The sequence below is a fragment of the uncultured Gimesia sp. genome (assembly GCF_937910335.1).
In the GTDB taxonomy this organism is placed as follows: domain Bacteria; phylum Planctomycetota; class Planctomycetia; order Planctomycetales; family Planctomycetaceae; genus Gimesia.
Genome location: NZ_CALEMX010000100.1, coordinates 1 through 19,146, shown reverse-complemented (window position 1 = coordinate 19,146; position 19,146 = coordinate 1). Strand labels below are relative to the sequence as shown.

At 45.9% G+C, this 19,146-nt stretch carries 15 protein-coding genes and 1 tRNA gene; 8 read left to right on the top strand and 8 right to left on the bottom strand.

Features of this window, described 5'->3' with window-relative positions:
* Window positions 1–269: 269 nt before the first annotated feature.
* The 5 genes from Q0668_RS04050 to Q0668_RS04030 form a co-directional block, all read right to left on the bottom strand.
* Window positions 270–343 (bottom strand) — tRNA-Arg (locus tag Q0668_RS04050).
* A 304-nt stretch (window positions 344–647) separates the two neighbouring features.
* Window positions 648–1,046 carry a hypothetical protein gene (locus tag Q0668_RS04045; protein ID WP_298860181.1) on the bottom strand — a complete coding sequence of 133 codons (399 nt, stop codon included), beginning with the start codon at window positions 1,044–1,046 and terminating at the stop codon, window positions 648–650.
* Between the two features lie 857 nt (window positions 1,047–1,903).
* On the bottom strand, window positions 1,904–2,836 hold the full coding sequence (locus Q0668_RS04040; protein ID WP_298860179.1) for a fumarylacetoacetate hydrolase family protein: 933 nt from the start codon (window positions 2,834–2,836) through the stop codon (window positions 1,904–1,906).
* A gap of 153 nt (window positions 2,837–2,989) precedes the next feature.
* A complete protein-coding gene (locus Q0668_RS04035; protein WP_298860177.1) occupies window positions 2,990–5,221 on the bottom strand; it encodes an ABC transporter permease in 2,232 nt (743 codons plus the stop codon).
* Window positions 5,218–6,351 carry an HlyD family efflux transporter periplasmic adaptor subunit gene (locus Q0668_RS04030; RefSeq protein ID WP_298860175.1) on the bottom strand — a complete coding sequence of 378 codons (1,134 nt, stop codon included), beginning with the start codon at window positions 6,349–6,351 and terminating at the stop codon, window positions 5,218–5,220. Before Q0668_RS04030 ends, Q0668_RS04035 begins: the two co-directional genes overlap by 4 nt.
* 617 nt (window positions 6,352–6,968) lie before the next feature.
* Here Q0668_RS04030 and Q0668_RS04025 point away from each other — a divergent pair.
* Both Q0668_RS04025 and Q0668_RS04020 read left to right on the top strand, forming a co-directional pair.
* Window positions 6,969–7,529 carry a type II secretion system protein gene (locus tag Q0668_RS04025; protein ID WP_298860173.1) on the top strand — a complete coding sequence of 187 codons (561 nt, stop codon included), beginning with the start codon at window positions 6,969–6,971 and terminating at the stop codon, window positions 7,527–7,529.
* Window positions 7,530–8,038: 509 nt separating this feature from the next.
* Window positions 8,039–8,875: an OmpA family protein gene (locus tag Q0668_RS04020; RefSeq protein ID WP_298860171.1), complete on the top strand. Its 837-nt coding sequence runs from the start codon at window positions 8,039–8,041 to the stop codon at window positions 8,873–8,875.
* 191 nt (window positions 8,876–9,066) lie between these two features.
* On the opposite strand, the gene Q0668_RS04015 is transcribed toward Q0668_RS04020, so the two are convergent.
* Entirely contained in the window at window positions 9,067–9,687 is a 621-nt protein-coding gene (locus Q0668_RS04015; protein WP_298860169.1) for a MarC family protein, read from the bottom strand.
* A 35-nt stretch (window positions 9,688–9,722) separates the two neighbouring features.
* Window positions 9,723–11,123, bottom strand: a complete 1,401-nt coding sequence (locus Q0668_RS04010; RefSeq protein ID WP_298860167.1) for a sulfatase — start codon at window positions 11,121–11,123, stop codon at window positions 9,723–9,725.
* A 189-nt stretch (window positions 11,124–11,312) separates the two neighbouring features.
* Between Q0668_RS04010 and Q0668_RS04005 the strand changes: the two genes are divergently transcribed.
* Window positions 11,313–12,296, top strand: a complete 984-nt coding sequence (locus Q0668_RS04005) for a Gfo/Idh/MocA family oxidoreductase (protein WP_298860165.1) — start codon at window positions 11,313–11,315, stop codon at window positions 12,294–12,296.
* 11 nt (window positions 12,297–12,307) lie between these two features.
* Here the strand turns inward: Q0668_RS04005 and Q0668_RS04000 are convergent, their stop codons facing one another.
* The gene (locus Q0668_RS04000; RefSeq protein WP_298860163.1) at window positions 12,308–13,549 is read right to left on the bottom strand and encodes a lactate racemase domain-containing protein; all 1,242 of its coding nucleotides are present in this window, start codon (window positions 13,547–13,549) and stop codon (window positions 12,308–12,310) included.
* 281 nt (window positions 13,550–13,830) lie between these two features.
* Here Q0668_RS04000 and Q0668_RS03995 point away from each other — a divergent pair, with 281 nt between their 5' ends.
* From Q0668_RS03995 to Q0668_RS03975, 5 genes are all read left to right on the top strand, one after another.
* Entirely contained in the window at window positions 13,831–14,418 is a 588-nt protein-coding gene (locus tag Q0668_RS03995; RefSeq protein WP_298860161.1) for a sigma-70 family RNA polymerase sigma factor, read from the top strand.
* A gap of 119 nt (window positions 14,419–14,537) precedes the next feature.
* Window positions 14,538–15,092: a PspA/IM30 family protein gene (locus Q0668_RS03990; protein WP_298860159.1), complete on the top strand. Its 555-nt coding sequence runs from the start codon at window positions 14,538–14,540 to the stop codon at window positions 15,090–15,092.
* A gap of 442 nt (window positions 15,093–15,534) precedes the next feature.
* Window positions 15,535–17,034 carry a hypothetical protein gene (locus Q0668_RS03985; RefSeq protein WP_298860157.1) on the top strand — a complete coding sequence of 500 codons (1,500 nt, stop codon included), beginning with the start codon at window positions 15,535–15,537 and terminating at the stop codon, window positions 17,032–17,034.
* A gap of 218 nt (window positions 17,035–17,252) precedes the next feature.
* A complete protein-coding gene (locus Q0668_RS03980) occupies window positions 17,253–18,314 on the top strand; it encodes a hypothetical protein (protein WP_366918867.1) in 1,062 nt (353 codons plus the stop codon).
* Between the two features lie 379 nt (window positions 18,315–18,693).
* On the top strand, window positions 18,694–19,146 hold a 453-nt coding region (locus tag Q0668_RS03975; RefSeq protein ID WP_298860153.1), incomplete at its 3' end, for a hypothetical protein.

The window sequence follows — 19,146 nt, the reverse complement described above, 5'->3', positions numbered from 1 at the left end:
CTTCTTGCCCATCCTGGATGGGTAAGTGGGCCTCTTTTTTTTAGTATTCAGAGAGCGAGAGAGATCTCATCTCTTGTACTCCCCCAAAGCCGCCATAGCCCGGTTTCAAACCAAATCGCTTGGGGAAACAGCCGTTAGTCGCCCCATTACTACCCCAAAGCCGTTTGTTCCAGACTCCTTGATCGGTGGAAAATCACGTATAATGCTTTTTTTATAGTGAATAATGAAAATTTTGGCACAAAAAAAGCCTGCTCAAAAGCAGACTTTAATACACCCCGCTGGGCTCGAACCAGCAACCTTCGGTTTCGTAAACCGATGCTCTATCCAATTGAGCTAGGGGTGCTTATCCCGGATGGGAAACAGGTATTCTAGCGAGGGAGTTCTCCCTTTTAAAGCCAATCATGCACTGCATTTGAATCTTTTTAGCAGCTCTGGACCAGAATATTTACCTCAAAAGAGCCTCAAACCCCACTTATAAAGACTTTCCCGTCTGGATTGTCTGCTGATTTTCTGAGTCCAGATGGCCTCACCTATTAATCAGAGACACCGGCAACAGTGCCCTGGTTCCCCAACGAAAAAAGGCTCTGTCCATGAAGAACAGAGCCTTAACTTAATCAGGTCATTCAGTCAGTGATATGTGACTTGAATTAGTGACGACCATGACCGCCGTGACCACGATGTCCGCCATGAGATCCATGTCCTCGGTGACCACCGTGTCCATAGCTACCCCGGTAACCACTTCGATAGCCACTTCGGTAGCCACCATAATAGCTTCCGCCACGATAGCTACTTCCGCCGCTATAAATCCCAATCCCGAAGGAGGGACTACTGTAAGAGAAGCCGGAACGGTAAGAGGGATAGGAATTATAAGAGCCATAACCATAGCCACCATAGCCTGAATAACATCCCCCTGCCTCAGCCTGTTGAGTTGGCATCAGTAACAGGGCTCCTCCCATAGCCAGTCCCATACACAGCACCATTTTAAGCCCTTTGAACTTTCGCGGAGTTGACTGGGTTCGGTCGACCACATCTGTTGTGTTTTGCATCGTTTCGCTCCTTGGAAAAATGAAAAGAATGAGTGCAGTAAAAGTGATCTTTCGCTTTCTCTCTCATGGACTGTCACTCAAATTGCAGCACGGCTGAGAATTCATAACTCATCACCAACTAGTCCGCCTGCTGTAAACAAAAGAATCGCTATAAGTGTGCCGAAATCTCGTTATTCCCGTGATGCATTCATAAGCCACTCTATCATAGTGACTTAAGAAATTTTTCTTTCATACGATTAAAGAGGCCGTTCCCAAAAACGTCTCAACATCGCGTCAGTTGACATCAATCTGACGTCAGATAAATCCGGACGTGCAGCAGGAATTACCGCTCCCGCGGAAAGAAAAACAAGCCTCCCACTCAAATGATTGGGCCAAACCATAAGAATGAGAGACTTGGGAACAGTTGCCAGCTTGATCCTGCAGTCAGGACCGGCCCAGCGAGATCAGTAAATTCCTGATCGTGGCTCATTTATTAAAACATGGGGATTATCAACGAAATCAAAATTGAAAAACGGGGCTACCAATTCTGGCAACCTCTGCGCTGAACCAGTTATATTTTCCCTACGGACCACAGTTGTGGTATCTGAGTTGATAGCAATCACGATCATTTCATTTGATTCTTTGATCTCAGAAACATCGCAAGTAATGTGCCAACTGCGCAGAAATTGAGTCCCAGCCACATAACCTTTGTCTCAATTTCGTTTTAGAACGAGGTTTTGTGAATGACTCAAAAAGATGGGGCGCGAGAATGTTGTAGAAATGAAAAAAGTGTGGTCGAAACGAGAACAACAACGTCGATCAACCACCACTTTTTCAGTGGGCATCGGCGGGTTTAGACAAAATTGTAGCGACTACATTTAGTCAACGGGATTCTGCAGTACGCCGATGTTTTCGATCTCGGCTTTCAGTTCATCGCCGTGTTTGAGGAATTTATTTTTTGAAGCTCCTACACCGCTGGGTGTACCAGTGGCAATCACGTCTCCCGGTTCCAGACGCACATAGCTGGAGATGAATTCAATGATGGCAGCGACCGGGAAAATCATTTCAGCCGTCGATGCATCCTGTTCTACATTCCCATTCACGGAGAGTTTCATTTTTAGCGTCTGCGGATCTGGAATCTCATCCGATGAAGTGATGCAAGGTCCCATGGGGCAAAAGGTGTCGTGCCATTTTCCATGTAACCAGTCAAAGAAGCCGTCTTTCTCACGTTCGGTTCGACCTGGATTGGGGCGAAATTTTCGATCAGAGATATCATTGATTACGGTATAACCGGCGACATAGTTGAGTGCCTCTGCTTCAGAGACGCCTTTACATGTTTTTCCAATGACGATTCCCAATTCCAGTTCCCAGTCAATATGATCGGGCGAGACTTCGGGAATTACCACTGGATGCCCCGGATGTGTCAGAGTAGTTAAGGGGGGTTTCATAAATACATAGGGAAAGGTTTTTTGTCTTTCTTCAGCTTTGCCTCCCCCTTCTTCAATATGTTTGGAGTAGTTGCCTGCCAGCAACATCAGTTTTGAAGGAGTTGGAATCGGAACGAGCAGTTGCACCTCATCAGTCATCACGGAAATCGGAAACAGTTCTTCATCCATAGCCTGCTTCAGTTGCTTTTCTACGCTTAAGCATGCATCTCTCTGTGAGCCCCCCGGCAGAAATGGAATGAGCCCTCCCTGTTCATCGAGTTCCAGGCCCGCCATTTCTGCGGCAGCAGCTAACGGAAGAATTTTGTCTTCTGAATAAAAACCACAAGAGATTTTGTTTTCATATTGGTATCGGCATAATCTCATAATTCAAGGGCTCCAGTCGGGAGGGTATTCAATTGTGTGAAATAAATTGGGAGGGAAACCGTTTCAATTGCGAGGCACATTGATCAGAGGCGCATGCTTTAATCAATTCTTATCCTACACATTCTGTCGTGGAAGACCAATTCTCAGAGCCTATTATGATAGCTGCTTTTGGAATCTCTTGAGACTAATGCCAATGATTGCAAAACAGCACAAGCTGAGCCCTAGAATGTATGGCATCAAATCTAAGATATCTGCGCCCCTCAGAACGATTCCTCTGAGTATTTCCAGAAAATAAGTAACGGGGATCAAAAATGTAACCAGATAAATGGGTAATGGCATTTGTGATCGGGGAAACATGAATCCTGATAAGAGGACAGAAGGCAGCATAATCAGAAATGCAAACTGAATGGCCTGCAACTGAGTTTTGGCAATGGTCGATACCAGCATCCCCAACCCTAGACCGCAGATCAAAAACAACAGGGAAAGTACTAATAATTCCCAAAGACTGCCATGAATGGGTACGCCAAAAAAGAAGACCATCACTGTTAAAACAATCAATGTCTCCACAAATCCAATCATGGCGTACGGGGCTAATTTCCCCAGCAACAAACCGGATTTACTGACAGGAGTCACAAACAATTGCTCCAGAGTTCCCAATTCTCTTTCTCTGACAATTGCAAATGAAGTCAAAAAGAGTGTAACTAACTGTAAGATGATTCCCACTAGACCGGGAACAAAAAAATGTGAACTCTCCAGATCTGGATTATACAAAAGCCGTGGCCTGATCTCGATTGGCATCACTGCTTCACCACGTGCATCACGCGAGGGAACTACGGGCAGCGTTTCGGCGAAACTTTTTGTCATCTTCATTGAAAGGTTCAGCCCCAATAAATTCGAAGCATTGAGAGCTGCTGTGGCGACTTGGGAATCGCTGCCATCAATCTGTACCTGAATCGAGACCTGCTCTCCCTTTAACAGACGATCGGAATAATCGGGAGGTATGATTACCCCCACTTTGGCATTGCCTGATTCCAGCGCCTGGTGGAATGCATCCTGATTGAAGACGCGTTCAGTAATTTGAAACGTACGCATGTTGGCAAACGCATCAATGAGTTCACGTGAACTGGATCGGCCGTCGAGATCATAGATGACTGTTGGAATATTTTCGATTTGTGTATCGATGGCAAACCCGAAAATAATCGTTTGCAATACAGGAACAGCAAATGCGAAGAACATCGTCGTCTTCTCTCGGCGGATATGAGTGAATTCTTTTACGAGAATGGCCCAGAACCCTGCCAGAATCCCCAGAGTCAATTGAGGAAATTGAGGCTTTTCAGACAATTTCTCTTCTGGTATCTCTTCTGGTATCTCTTCCTCAATTGCTTGAGGCTCTGCATACTGCTGGCTCAGGACTTCGGGTGTTACTATTGATGTTTCGGAATTCCGATTGTTCAATTCCTCTGCACGGCTCAGCGTCACAAATACATCTTCCAGCGATGGTGTAATGGGTCTGATTTGCACCTGCTCCCGTTCATCCTGAATTCGACTGAGAAAGTCGTTTTCTGACAACTGCTGACTGGACAAAATATGAATGGTTTGACCGAAGAGAGTTGCATCTTGAACGCCCTGCATTTCACGAAAGGTAGCAAGTTTGGTTGCCGGGTTAACCGTTTCAATTTCCCATCGTGAAGTGCCGGCAGGAGTCACGCTGGGCAATTGCTTTAGTTCGTCTGGTTTCCCGCAAACAATCAAACGCGAATCATAGATGTAGCCCACTTCACTGCAACGTTCTGCTTCATCCATATAGTGAGTGGTGACGAACAGTGTCACACCCTGCCCGGCCAAGTCAAATAGCAGGTCCCATAAATCTCGCCGGGCTACCGGATCAATTCCCGCTGTCGGTTCGTCAAGAAAGACCACATCTGGTTCATGTATCAGTGCGCATCCGAGAGCCAGACGTTGTTTCCAGCCTCCGGATAAGTTGCCAGCTAGTTGATTCAATCGTCCGGAGAGAGACGTCAGTTCGATAATCTCTTGAAACCGCTGTTTTAGTCTCTGGGAGTCGAGTCCGTAGATTCGACCATAGAATTCAATATTTTCCTGCACACTCAAATCAGAATACAGACTGAAGTTCTGTGACATGTAACCGATGTGCTGTTTGATTTTTTCTGCATCATGTGCAACATGGTACCCCAGCACATGTGCTGACCCTTGTGTAGGTTCCAGAACTCCACATAACATACGGATGATGGTAGATTTTCCGCTACCATTCGGACCTAGTAACCCAAAGATCGAACCACGTTGCACTTCAAAACTGACCTGATCAACGGCTCTGAGAGTCCCGAAATCGCGTGTTAACTGATTCACCTGAATCACAGGATTCATGGTTTGATGACCTTTCGATCGAGCCAGACATCGGCTGACATTCCGGGTCTGAGCAACTTCTCCTGATCTTTAATACGGACTTTAATCCGAAAGACCTGTTTCGAACGTTCTTCAGGGGTCTGTACGTTCCGAGGAACAAATTCCGCCTGCCGTGAAACAAAGGTCACGCGCCCCTCGAAGATTTTTTCAGGGTAACTATCGATAGTGACTTCTACTTCCTGATCGACTTGTATATTCAGATGATTCTCTGGCACGTAACAGCGGACCCATAAATGATTCCAATCAAGAATGGAAATCACGGGAACATTACTTCCTACCAGATCCCCCGGCTGTAAGGTGACCGCTTCAATGGTTCCATCAAGGGGCGCGATAATCTTTAGTTCCTGGATTTGCTCCTGAATGATTTCTAAAACCGCTTCTGCCTTTTTCAGAGTGGCTTCCGCCTGTTGGATATCTTCCCGACGGCTTCCGTTTTTAAATAATTTCCAGGCTTCTTCTGCTTGCCTCAACTGAGCCCTGGCTTCATCGATCTCTTCTTTTCGTGTCCCTTTTTTCAATAAATCAAGCGCCTTCTGTTTCACTTCTTTTCTTAAAGCTGTTGCCTGAAATTCAGTACTCGCTGAATCTAATTCATCAGCCGTTACTGACTTTTTCGCAAACAATGTCTCGATTCTCAAATGTTTTGATTTGGCGAGTCGATACTCAGCATCGGCTAACTGTACTTCAGCAATTGCAGAATCGATTTCCTCTTGCCTGGGACCATTTACTAATAACGTCACTCTGGCTTTTAACTGATCGACGTGCGCCTGAGCCTGGGCAATTTCTTCAACCCTAAAACCGGCAACCAGTTTTTCATAATTTGCCTTAGCTTCTGTCAAACCCGCTACTGCTTCTGCACGGCGTTCCAACAAATCATAAGGCTCCAGCTCGATGAGCAAATCTCCTTGTGACACCGACTGACCTTCTTCAATTAAGACTTTTTTTACGCGTCCCCCCACACGGGAACCAGGTCGGATGTCATCCGCTTCTAAGAAACCGGAGACCTTCAAGGGCACATCTCGATTCTGGCTGAGAATCAATGCCACGATCAATGCCAAAGCCAAGACCACTATTCCCAGAATTTTTTTCAAGGTATTCTCCTCCTGTCTCTCATTCCATCAAGCCTGTCCGTTATTTGATTTCCCTGAGTAGAAGAACCACTCATCATACACAAACCGGAATCAAGACAGTAGCAAGCCACTCCCGAACTCCCTGATCCCGCTCTAAAATCAGGCTGATTCCTCTCAGATAAACCTATTAACCCAGGTACTGTTTTGATGACTCAAAACAGGAAACGTGGCTCTCATTCATTTTTCGACAGGAAATCGATCTGTGAAATCTTCGAAGAACCGGATTGCACAACAATCGGGCAAATGAAAATCTCGGTCGCGTATGTTTGATGAATCAAAAAAGAATTTCCGATGAATGACCTGGGCAACCAACGACTCTATCTTATTCACTGATAGCAAGATATGAAGTTCGCGGCATATCAGAAGGTTGGTGTAATATGGGTTTGGCACATGATTCGCATTCTGAGTAAATAGAAAAAATCATCAAACAGAAATATTTTCTTAAACTAAAGCCTCTATATCAAGGTACTAAAAAGTGTGTGCTCGATTCTGTTTGAAGAATATCTTTTCAATTCATTTTAGTTCAATTCATTTTAGAAGGAGAGATGGTGATTGACTTACCATCAAAGAAGCGAGGAATGAAAAAAGGTTTTACACTCATCGAATTAATGGTGGCTGTTGCTACAATGGCAGTCTTAATCGCTTTACTGTTACCTGATATTCAGACGGAAAAGGATGCGTCTCTGACAGGAACACAGAAAGAAGGTCCCTTCTGGGTCTATCGTGAATACGAATATGCGGGTGGCCCTGTCATCTCAGAAATTTCAGGCTCTTATCAACATTCATTACAAGAGATCCTGGATATGTATGTCATCAATTTAAAGAAAGACCAAATAAAATACGCGCAGGAGTTACAGGCAGATCCTGAACGAGAGGCAACTTCCCCAAAACACTCAGTTCCTCAAGCTGAGACGGTATCAAGCCCTGTTTCTGACCTCGTAGTTAACCCTGCTGCCGAAATTTCATTTTCAAGAACAAAGCCTTCCAAAGAGGAACAGATTCGTAAAGCAAAACAGGGCATAAAGAATTTGAAAAAAGATTTATCTCAAAATCATGCTCTTCTCTGTGCCCGGCGAAATGTTAAGAAAGCAATCGCGGAGCTACAAGAAGATATAAGAATACTTGAGTCACAGCCTTAAACGATTCTCAATGAGACGAATGAATTAAATTTCGTAATTCTCTCCAACAAACAGATGACGTTTGGTTTTCTGTGATAGCCAGACATCACCTGTCTTTGTATTTTCCTCGCTACCTGTCAGCGAAAATGGCCACATTACCTGTTAGTTTTTGTAGATATTTCAATCTCTCAAAATCAATTCTTTTTCGATCAATTTGCTCTTGGCACATTAATCAAGAGGCGTTATAAATCCGCCTCTGTTGGTTTTGGACCAGTAAACCTCTCTCACTTCTCATTACTGATTCAATAAAACAACAGGATATGCATCTGCATGTCACTACTCAAAAAAACCTACCAACCCATTCAAATTGATTTTTATGCCATTCATCTTCCCTTGAATCAGCTTGGCTTTTCAAGGTTGTGTGAAATTACATGGGATGTCTGATTTCAATAAATCAGCTTACATTTCTGTGATGATTTGCGCAACCGGAACTGTGATTCTATTCAGAGTTAGATAAAGGAGCACTGAAGATGCCCATCATCATACGGGTATGCCTACTGAGCGCAGTCTGTTTATTTACCATCAGTCTAACATCCTGTCAGCGCGGACCAAATGCGCGGGTTCGGCAGAGTATGTACCGCTCGCAACAGCTTTACAACCAGGGCATGGAACTGTCGATGCAACGCGACCAGTTTCAGCAGTCAGCGAATGCACTGCAACACGAACGCGATCAACTGGCAATGCGAGCCCAGTCTTTGGAATCCAACTTAAATATTGCTAACAAGCGGCTCGATAATTTAAACGCCGAGCGTTCTGAGATGCAGCAGCGCTATGTGAGCCTGATGAAAACAGCCAAAGGTCAGCCTAGCCCATTGGATGGCGAGGCAACCCGCCGCTTCCAGGAATTGGCCGACAAATATCCCGATTTCGAATTCGATCCAAGTACCGGCGTGAGCAAATTTCATTCAGACATACTGTTTGACTCCGGAAGTGATGTCCTCAAATCATCTGCAAAAGAAATCCTGGATCAGTTTGCCGCGATTATGAATGACGGGAATGCGAAACGATTGAATGTTCTGGTAGTGGGACATACAGACGATAAGCCAATCTCGAAAGCGAAAACTCAGCGTCAACACAGAACAAACTGGCATTTATCGACGAACCGGGCTAACTCGGTTGTACTTTCTCTCTCCAAGTTCGGAGTTATACAAGGTCGAATGGGTGCTGCAGGGTATAGTATGTATCAGCCTGTCATTCCAAACGAAAATGACTCAGCACGGCAGAAAAATCGCCGCGTCGAAATATTCGTACTTGCCCCTGATGCCGTCGTCGCAGGCTGGGATCCTAATCCGACTCTGCTGAACTAATCTTCTCAAAACGTAAATGTCTCCTCGGCAATGGCTCAACATGTGTCTGCATGCTGAGCCAGCTGATGGGCCCGATTAACGCAGGCATGAGAATCATGCTGAACCCAGACTTGCATTGAATGGGCAACCCTTTTGATTCTGAAAACGGTTTACAGATTCCCTGCAAGATCTATCTCTGAAATCGAATGAATCTATAGATCGAAATAGATTTTAATTCCGCTCAGCACACTGTCGACGGCAACGGAAGCCAGAATGAGTCCACCAATGCGGCTGAGAACGCTGGCACCCGAATCGCCGATGACTTTTTGAATAGACCCGGCTAACAAAAGTAAGATCAGGGTGATAGCTAACACTGACAGCATGGTTAGAGTTGTGAACATTTGCTGCTGCATCTCAAAGCGATGATTATCGGTAATTAAGACAATCGCCATCATGGCACCGGGAGAAGCGATGGAAGGAATCGCGAGCGGGTAAACGGCTTTACTCTGATGCGTTTCCACTTTATGTGATTCCTCGATTTCCGCCTCTGGTTTGCTTTCGCCAAAGATCATCGTCAATGCAAAGAGAAACAGCACCAGGCCACCTGCAATCTGAAAGGCAGGAAGTGGAATTTCCAACAGTTCCAATATCAACTGACCTCCAATGGCAAACAGAATCAATACAATTCCCGCAGTCATGATTGCACGAAATGCAATTTGTCGTTGAACAGATCTGCTGCAACCCGCAGTCACCGCCATGAAAACGGGAATGGAACCAATGGGATCAATTACAGCCCAGAGGTAAATAAAATCCTTGAGAGTATCTTCCCACATAATGTTTTGTCTCGGCTTTCCTTGGTTTTACAGGTTCAACTCCCAGAATGATATTGAGGATTCGGTTCAGCAGGGATCACCGCCTGAACCTGTTTTTGCCACTGATGTAGTGCCTGTAATAACGCTTTCGCTTTTTCAGGATGATTGTTTACCAGATTCATCGTCTCGCTAATATCCAGTCGCGTATTATATAGTTCCTGATGTCCGTCTTCAAAGAACTCTAATAGCTTCCAGTCGCCTTGTCGAATCACAGAAACAGGGGTCGTACGAAAACGCTGCTGCATGCCCTGGTATTTTTGCAGATACGCGGGAAAGTGCCAGAACAAAGAACGTGTTTTCAATTTACTTTGTGGATCTTTCAACAAGGAAACCAGACTTGCCCCATCCAATAGATAATTTTCAGGGTTGGGTGTTCCAGTCATTTCCATCAGCGAGGGGTAAAAGTCAACGTTAATCACAGGTTCCTCACTTGAGCTTCCCGCTTTCGTCACCTCGGGCCATTTGATTAAAAGCGGAACCCGAATGCCTCCTTCATACAGCATTCCCTTTGATCCACGTAAAGGTTGCATTGTAGTGGCAGGTCCATAACCACCGTTATCTGAAGTAAAAATGACGATTGTCTTTTGATCCAGGTTCAAATCTTTCAGTGTGTTTAGAACTCGACCCACACTTTCATCCATACTTTTAATCATGGCGGCATAAGTAACATGCTGATGTAATTTTCCAGTCGGCTTCGATTGAAAATATTTAACCTCTGCCTGCTTTGCCTGTAAAGGTGTGTGGACTGCATAGTGTGTCAGATAGAGGAAAAAAGGAGACTTCCTATTAGCTTTGATAAATTTGCATGCTTCATCGGTGAGTCGATCTGTTAAGTATTCGCCCTTCACACCATCCGTAAGTTGTGGATTTCGATAGGGGCTGAAATAACCGCCGCGGGGACTGCCCGAGGGATTGCCGGCGATATTCACTTGAAAGCCCTGCGTAAGTGGAGTCTGTCCCAAATGCCATTTACCCATGCTGGCACAATGATAACCTGCTTTCGAAAGTGAGTCGGCAATGGTGACAAATTTGTCCGCGAGGACGGTTTTGTTTTTTGCAGGAATCAACTTTCGATGTCGATTGTTACCCCGAGCAGGATCACCCACAGTATAAACGCCATGTCGCGGCGTATATTGTCCCGACATCAAACACGCCCGACTGGGAGCACAATTCGGGGCTGCGGCATAGGCAGATGTGAAACGCATCGACTCCTGAGCGAGAAGATCAATGTGGGGAGTTTCAAAAAAATCACTGCCCATAAAGCCTACGTCTCTCCAGCCTAGATCATCGATAAAAAACAATACGACGTTTGGCTTTGAATCCGACGCTTCAACCGATATGGTGCCAGAGATACTCCAGCAACATAGGATCGCTAAGACTAGAAAACGGTTCATCATGTTCCCATCTAAAGAGAAACGGAGTGGTGTTTGAAGAGTCGATCGTTTACGATGAAATACGATCTACATTTTAAACTCCCACGGGTCCTCTGTCATTGGAGTGAGTCGATTGATGTCTGGAATCGTCTTTATTTCTAATCAGAGTCCACAGCGAATTATTCTGGTAAAATATCAGCAAGGAATCGTGAAGTGAATAAAATTAAAGTCGGGCAAATTGGAGTCGGACACCCCCATGCGGGTGGAAAGATACAGGCCTTCCGAAAGTCGGAAGAATACGAAGTGGTGGGAATTGTCGAACCCGATGCTAAACGTCGCAAATATGCTGAATCGACTGGAATTTATCAGGGACTCCCTTTTTTGACGGAAGAACAGCTGCTGAATATCGATGGTTTGCAGGCAGTTGCTGTGGAGACAGTGGTTCCCGATCTGTTAGATACTGCGGAAACATGTATTGCTGCAGGCAAGCACATTCATCTTGATAAGCCAGCTGGACTTTCGCTACCTCATTTCAAACGAATTTTAGATCAAGCAGCGAAAAAACATCTCTTGATTCAGATGGGATATATGTTTCGTTACAACCCGGGCATTGTGCTGCTCAGAGATCTTTTGAAAAAAGGTTGGCTCGGTGACCCGTTTGAAGTTCATACGGTCATGAGCAAAAAGATGGATAAAACCAGCCGCGCCAAACTCGAACCACAGCCGGGAGGCACGATGCTCGAGCTTGGCTGCCATGTCATTGACCTGGTCATTCAGATTCTGGGTAGGCCCGAAGAGGTTACGGCCTTCTCACAACATGCTTCCGCAATTGACGATACATTACCTGACAATATGCTGGCCGTATTCAGTTATCCCAAAGCGCTGGCGACGATCAAGTCCAGCTGTAATGAAGTGAATGGATTTGATCGGCGACATATTGTCGTTTGTGGATCAGAGGGAACCTTCCATCTCCAATCGTTTGGCAAGCCGGCAGCCAGCTTAACCCTTTCAAATGGCCGAGGAAAATATCGCAAGGGACAGCAAGATATCAATTTCGCAGGCTACATACGCTACAAAGATGATGTAGCTGATATGGCACGCATTATCCGTCGTGAAAAGGATATCGATTTTTCTTACGAGCATGACTATTTCGTACAGGAAAGCGTACTCAAGGCTTCAAAGCTGCCGACCACTTGAAAGAGAACGGATTACTCCTGTTTGAGTTGCCCGTAAGTATGCTGCGCGGAGGCAATGACGGCTACGGTTTCATCTGTTTGCAGCAGACGCTGGACTTCGGCATCATCTTCAAGTGGAATCATAAACAGATCCTCAACATCATCGCTGCTGGCTTTGCTCAACAGACAGATCAACGCCCAGTCACCAGTGAGCGCCATCTGAGTTGCAGTAACCAGGTCTCCGGGCTGTTTGTCCCGCAGTGGTTTAATTGCATCATGTGGTTCGTGGCAGCTTGAAAGAATTTTCATGCCTTCGCCGAACTCTTCATCAATCTGCGTGAGAAGTACCACACGACCGTCCTGTGTGACCAGATTTCTGGCCGTTTCCAGAACGCTGCCCAATTGATTCCATTGGTGTCCCGTCGGACCACTTTCGACGGCAATGACTACAATTTCTGATTTATAGCCTGGTTCCAGTTTCCAGAACTGATCTAAAAGTTCTTTACCTTTACGAAAGGCGGCTTCGCTGCTTCCAAAGGCCAATTCAGCGACCCCCTGGCCTGCAGCTGGAATCACTTGCAAACTATATTGCAAACCGAGCATCCAGCCCACTTCATCAATCAGCTGTCGCAGAGGCCTGCTTTCGGTGGGAGTCAATTCACGATGTGACTGACCGCGACTCTTGAGAATGGCTTCCTGAGAAGAGAATCCGGGATAGATGGAACTGCCTCCCCCGGCGTATCCGATTAGTGGATCGTAACCCACTAGCTCTATGGGAAGAATAAAATCTGCTTCCACTAAATATTTCGAGAGGTAAATGCGATCCCCTCCCGCTGACGTACCCAGATAACCGAGTGCATCTTTTGATTCGGGATTATGAATGACCCACTCAGCATTCTCCTGCAGCTCCGCAGCGACTGCCTCTTTTAATTTTTGCTGAACGTCAGGTGGAGAGGACTGTGATTGTAAGATTGCCACATCACCAGCTTCAATCCCGCAATCAGAAAGGTAGTTCCATAAAGAATTAATGATAGCGGCGATTGCGGGAGTCTGATGATCTACAACAATCGTGATTTTATCTCCCGGCACAACTGCTAAATCGAGTGGAGGAAGTTCCAGCGGACTGTTCAAGACCTGCTGTGTCGTCTGTAAGACATCTTCCCGAGGCTCCGGAGCCTGATGGTAACATATGAGTCTTTCCGTGGGGATTTCACAATGGAATTCCCCATCGTAACCATAGTTCAATTTCACTTTCACAGATTCTGAGGTCGACACCATATATTCCTGTATATTCCATTGCGTTTCGCAATGACACGTAACGTGTAGAACTTTTAACTCTATTTGACAGTCAAATTGAGTTAAAAGTAGTTCAAGAGTCAAATCTTAGCGGTTTGGAGGTGAATTCTATAGGATTTCTGATCACAATATTAGAATCTCGCAAGAGAAAGCATTGATGTCGAGTTCCTTCGGTTTTGCTCGAAGCGACAACAGTGATTTAATGATGCGAAGAACTCTCTAGAGAATCATGAGCAGTCTGTTCACTCCAGGAAAAAACCATGACAGAAGACGATCAATTGATGATTCGAATTCAAAATGGTGACCTGCGCGCCTTTGACGAACTGGTAGAAAAATATCAGGGACCGCTGATTGGTTTTTTTTTCCGAAACTGCCGGGACTCCCAACTATCTGAAGACCTTTCTCAGGAAACGTTGTTGCGCGTCTATAATCAATCGTGGGACTATCTGCCACAAGGCCGCTTTCGTGGTTGGATGTACCGGGTGGCTCGCAACCTGCTAATCGACAGTATCCGCCGTCAATCGCACGATGCATTGATTAAGGCGTATACCGGAAAGCAGGCTGATGAAGATGATTCTCTCAATCGGCTGGCCAGTGAAGTAATTTCACCCGAGGAGAATGCCAATATTAAGGAATTGGCATTGATTGTGGACGAATTACTGGGAACAATTCCAGAAGATCAGAGATTAACTTTTACTCTGCATCATTACTCAGAATTAACCCTGAATGAAGTCGCAGAAGTGATGGATACCAATTTGGCAACCGCGAAAAGTCGTTTGCGACTGGCGCGAGAAAAATTACGAGAAAAATTAAAACACATGGGGGTCACCGGTCCTCAGCACAATTAATTATTTTGAGATTTCAGAAATAGAATGAACCCCATAGAAGAGATTCCCGTTGACTCAGTCGGGCCATCGAAATCAGATTCTTTTCATAAACCATTTAAAACAGTACGGAGTAGAGGAGAATGAGCTATTTCAGTCGGCTCACTGACATTGTTACCTGTAATCTAACTCATTTACTTAATAATGCTGCTGATCCCGTTAAAGAGATTGAACAGATTATTTCTGAGATGAAAGAGGGTATTGCAGGTGCACATCGGAGTGTAAAAACGGCAACTTCTAATGAACGGGCACTTCAGGAAGAGTTGCAGGAACATCAAAAACAGATTTCTCAGTGGAAAGCTGCAGCCAAATCTGCATTGGAGACGGGCGATGAACTAGAAGCACGTAACTCTCTGGTGAGGAAGAGGGAAATTGAAGATTTGATGGCAGGACTTGAACAGCAACATCAGGCTTCAGTAGCTACTTGCGAACACCTGACAACCACTTTGTACGCATTGGAGGCACGTCTGTCTGAAGCAAAACGAAAACAACTGGAGTTAACAGAAAAAAGTGGCTTAGCTGAATCTTCTCCACAAGAAGTTGCCGAAATGCCTACTGACAAATCGGCTCTCTCGCCATCCCGGTCTGAGCAAATTGAATCGGAACTAGCCGCTCTCAAAAGGGAGCTAAGTGAATAACGGTTTGACTGGCTCTATTGCGATTATTAAATCCGCCAGACAATCAACAAACGAGATTCACTATAACCCGTTTAATTGATTTATCTTAGGGAATCCGCACCAGATAAATCTGGACAAACGCTTCAATTCGTATTTTGTTGCTGAAGAACGGCCCAATCAACAAGATGGTACTTGCAACAGACTGGTTGTATTTTAGAATAAATATAGATAAGTTGAGGGGTTCGCAAAAGCTTCCTGTAGAGGATTCTATTTCTACTCAGAATTCGGGGGCAGTTGCTGATGTCAGCAACATTATCTGATAGAACCCGTAAGTTATTCACAAAGGCATTCGTCTACAGGTTTTCAGATTCAAAAGTACTGAAATTTTACAGATAAATGTCCGATGACGAGTTATACAATCTCAATTCCTAATTTACATCATTGATGTCGGAGTCGCGCCACAATGGCCAAAAAATATCTGAACCTCGAAGAAGCAGCGTCCCAGCTTGGAATGGAAATAGACGAATTAAACAGCCTGAGAGAAGGTGGTGATATTCGCGGTTTTGCAGACAGGGGTGCCTGGAAATTTCGTCTGGAAGATATTGAGGAGTTAGCCCGCTCGCGCCAGCCAGATTCCGATCCGTCAATTCCTTTGATGTCGGGTGATGAGGATGACGTGTTTGGCTCTGCCGTCATGGAAGATGAGGATCAGTCCGATAGCGTCATTGCAGAAGATGAAGTTGGCGAGCAAGCGACCGTCATTCGGGGAAGTGTCCACGATGAGGAGGATTCCCCCGCCGAGCTGGGCAGTTCAGATAGTGATGTACGACTGGTTGTCGATGATGGAGATGACCTGCAGCTTGACAGCGAACCAGAGCTGGTAGCAGTCGGCGAAGATTCAGACAGCGATGTCCGGCTCACCGATGATTCGAGTCTTGATCTCGGTAGCGACAGTGATGTTAAGCTGGTTGATTCTGACTCTGAACCCGACTTTGAAATTCTGGATATGGATTCAGCCAGCGATAGCGATGTGAAACTCGTAGCGGATGACGGAGATTTATCTGAAAGTGAAAGCAATGTGGCGCTGGTAGGCGATGATAGCTTTGACCTGGGAAGTGACAGCGATGTGGCTCTGATTGCGGATGAAGGTGATGACTCGTCGATTCTCGCAGAAGACAGTGGGATTTCTCTGGCATCAGATAGTGGAATTTCTTTAGCAGGACCGCTGGATAGTGGCATCTCTCTGGAAACAGCCGACGAAAGCGGAATTTCACTTGTCGATGAAGATTCCAGTGGTATCTCTCTGGAAGGGGATGATACCGGGAGTGACATTTCCATCACAGCCGACAGCGGAATCTCTCTTGAACCATTTGATGTGGAAGAACAAGACGTCGATAAAACAGTTAGCATGATGCCTGCCAGTGATGATAAAAATGCCACTTTGGAAATCCCCTCACTGGACGATGATGATGACAGCAGTTTTGACCTTTCCGATTCTAATGCAGACACCAGTGTGTTAATGCTGAATGAAGATGGAAATACGGGTGGTTCCTCTGGCTCAGTGATTTTGGATTCAGACGATGATGATGGCGAATCCGCTATCTTTGGTGAAGACGATGACTATGCCAGCGATGATTCCATGTCTGATGTCTTCGATGAAGACGAAGATGACTTCGACGATATTTATGATGCAGACGATGATGACTTCGACGACTCCTTTCAGAGTGGTGAAAGCCATGCCGAATTTGTAGCTCCTGCTGCATTTGCTGGAGGTCGATCCGCTGCAATGGCAGCACCTGAAGCGGAATGGGGCGCTGGGACATTTGCTGCCCTGGGGATCTCCACGATATTCATGGGGATCTGTACCGTCATGATGTATGACCTGATCCGAACGATGTGGCACTATGATGACCCATCCAGTGTCAGCTCATTCTTCCTGGAAACGTTCGGCGGGATGTTTTAGAGTTCCCCATTCCTGGGAAAACATCGCCGACGATGCACACATGCCAGTAAACCCGGTGCATAGCTGCGCGCTTTTTTTCTTACCAGTTCGAATTTCTTTTTCGAAGTTCTCAGAAGTTGAAAGAGTCAGAGCGGGGAATCAAAGTACCCAACTCTCTATAATAAAGACTTGGGTATATCGTCTTCCTTCCTGATTTACTTTTCTTTTGGTGAACGATCATGAATATGAAATCGCTTTTATTTCTTGCACTACTGTCTCAACTGCTCTGCCCCGCTCTGCAGGCGGAGGACAAGCGGAAGCTTCGCTATACCGATGGCAAACCTCAAGAATATAAACTCAGCGCCAGAGCCAGTGAGATTGATCCGCGCGCCAAAGAACACCCCGAGATCGATTTTGTTTTCGAAAAAGCGGGCAAGGTTCAGGATCTCGAACGCGCGGTTGTAGATACGCGCGTCAAACCGCGTGGTAAACTTGTGATCTGGATGATGGGCTATAACAGCCAACTTTTCGATCGACTCTCCCGCTATGGACTGCACGCGATTCAGGTGCATTACGCGAATCGCTGGTTCTCCAAAGTCTGCCGGGAACAACCGGTGGGAGAAACGTGTCGCGGCAACGTACGGCTGGAAGCAGCAACCGGCGAAGACTTCAGCGATCAGGTTGATATTCCCCATCCGGACGGAATGAAAGAACGCGCCTTTCAGTTTGTAAAGTGGCTGGCCAAAAAGAACCCACAAGGACAATGGAAGTATTTCATTACAGCAGATGGTAAAGGCCTGCGCTGGGAAGACGTGATCATGGCGGGAAGTTCGCACGGTTCCACTACATCAGCCCGTTTCGCCGTGCATCAAAAAGTCGGCCGTGTTGTCATGTTCTGTGGGCCCCGGGATCAATTACAGAATTGGCAAACTCTGCCTTCCGCCACACCTTCGAATCGCTTCTTCGGGTTTTCTCATGTACTGGATGGAGGCTGGAGCGCAGACCATTACTGTCGTTCCTGGGAATTGCTGGGGCTCAACGAACATGGTCCCATCGTCGATGTCGATAAGGTTTCATTTCCTTATAAAGATTCACGTCGGTTGATTACCAATTGTGATGTCAAAAAGAATACCCGTCGCGCCCATTCCTCAGTCGTTCCCGGCGGCAGTGCCTGTAAGAATACGAGAGGGAAATACATTCACGAAGCCGTCTGGCGTTACCTGTTTACATACCCCATCGAAAAAACCGGGAAAGCTGTTCCCCTGGATCCAAGCTGTAATAAAAATCAACGTGAGAGTTAGGCAGCGGTATTGAAATACAAGTTTTCCAGCCCAACTCATTGGTTAATCTGGAAAAGAGGTCGCAATAAAACGTGGAGGCGCGAACTATCAACACAAAAAGGGCGGTTGATCTTGGATCATCACGGACGCAAACAGTCACAGGATAGCCGAACGGCAAACGCTACATACTAAGGTGTTTTATGAATTTGTCCCACTCTGTGAACTATGGTAAAATACCATCAGAAAGGCGTGCGGTGGCGGGTTGTCGTAGCGCATGTCGTAGCATACGTTAAAATCAATAACCGGGTGCGGGGTAGCTCCCTGCTTTTGACTGGTTGCTAATGTGGTAAATCATCCATCACGTTAGCACCAGCCAGCCCGGGTTTAAAAGGATGGTGAGATGGAAAACGATAGACTGCTTGGCGAATTGATATCACGCTTCCGTGAATTAAAAGATGAAATGCAGGATGGTGAGGCTCTCAGCCATGTTCTTCTCGAGTTCGTTTCCCCTGATGTGCTGGATCGAGGCTTTGTCCATTTCAAAGATTGTCCCAAAGGATTAGGAGACGTTCAGACTCTCGGGCAACCAAAAGACTGTAAGGATAGCAGCAAGCGAATCTACCATTCGAAGATCATCCCATATCGTGGTGACCGACAGATTCTGGCTGGCCAGAGAGGTGACGCAGCTCTACCAGATAAATACCAAACTATCTATACGCAGTTAAAAGAGTGTCTTAATAGCATTGGCAGGGAATTTCTTAATCATCCATTATCTAAGACGGTTCCAGTTGTGATTACAGGGGACGATAAGCGTGCTTTATCATGGTTGTTTTACCTTCACTATTTCGACAAA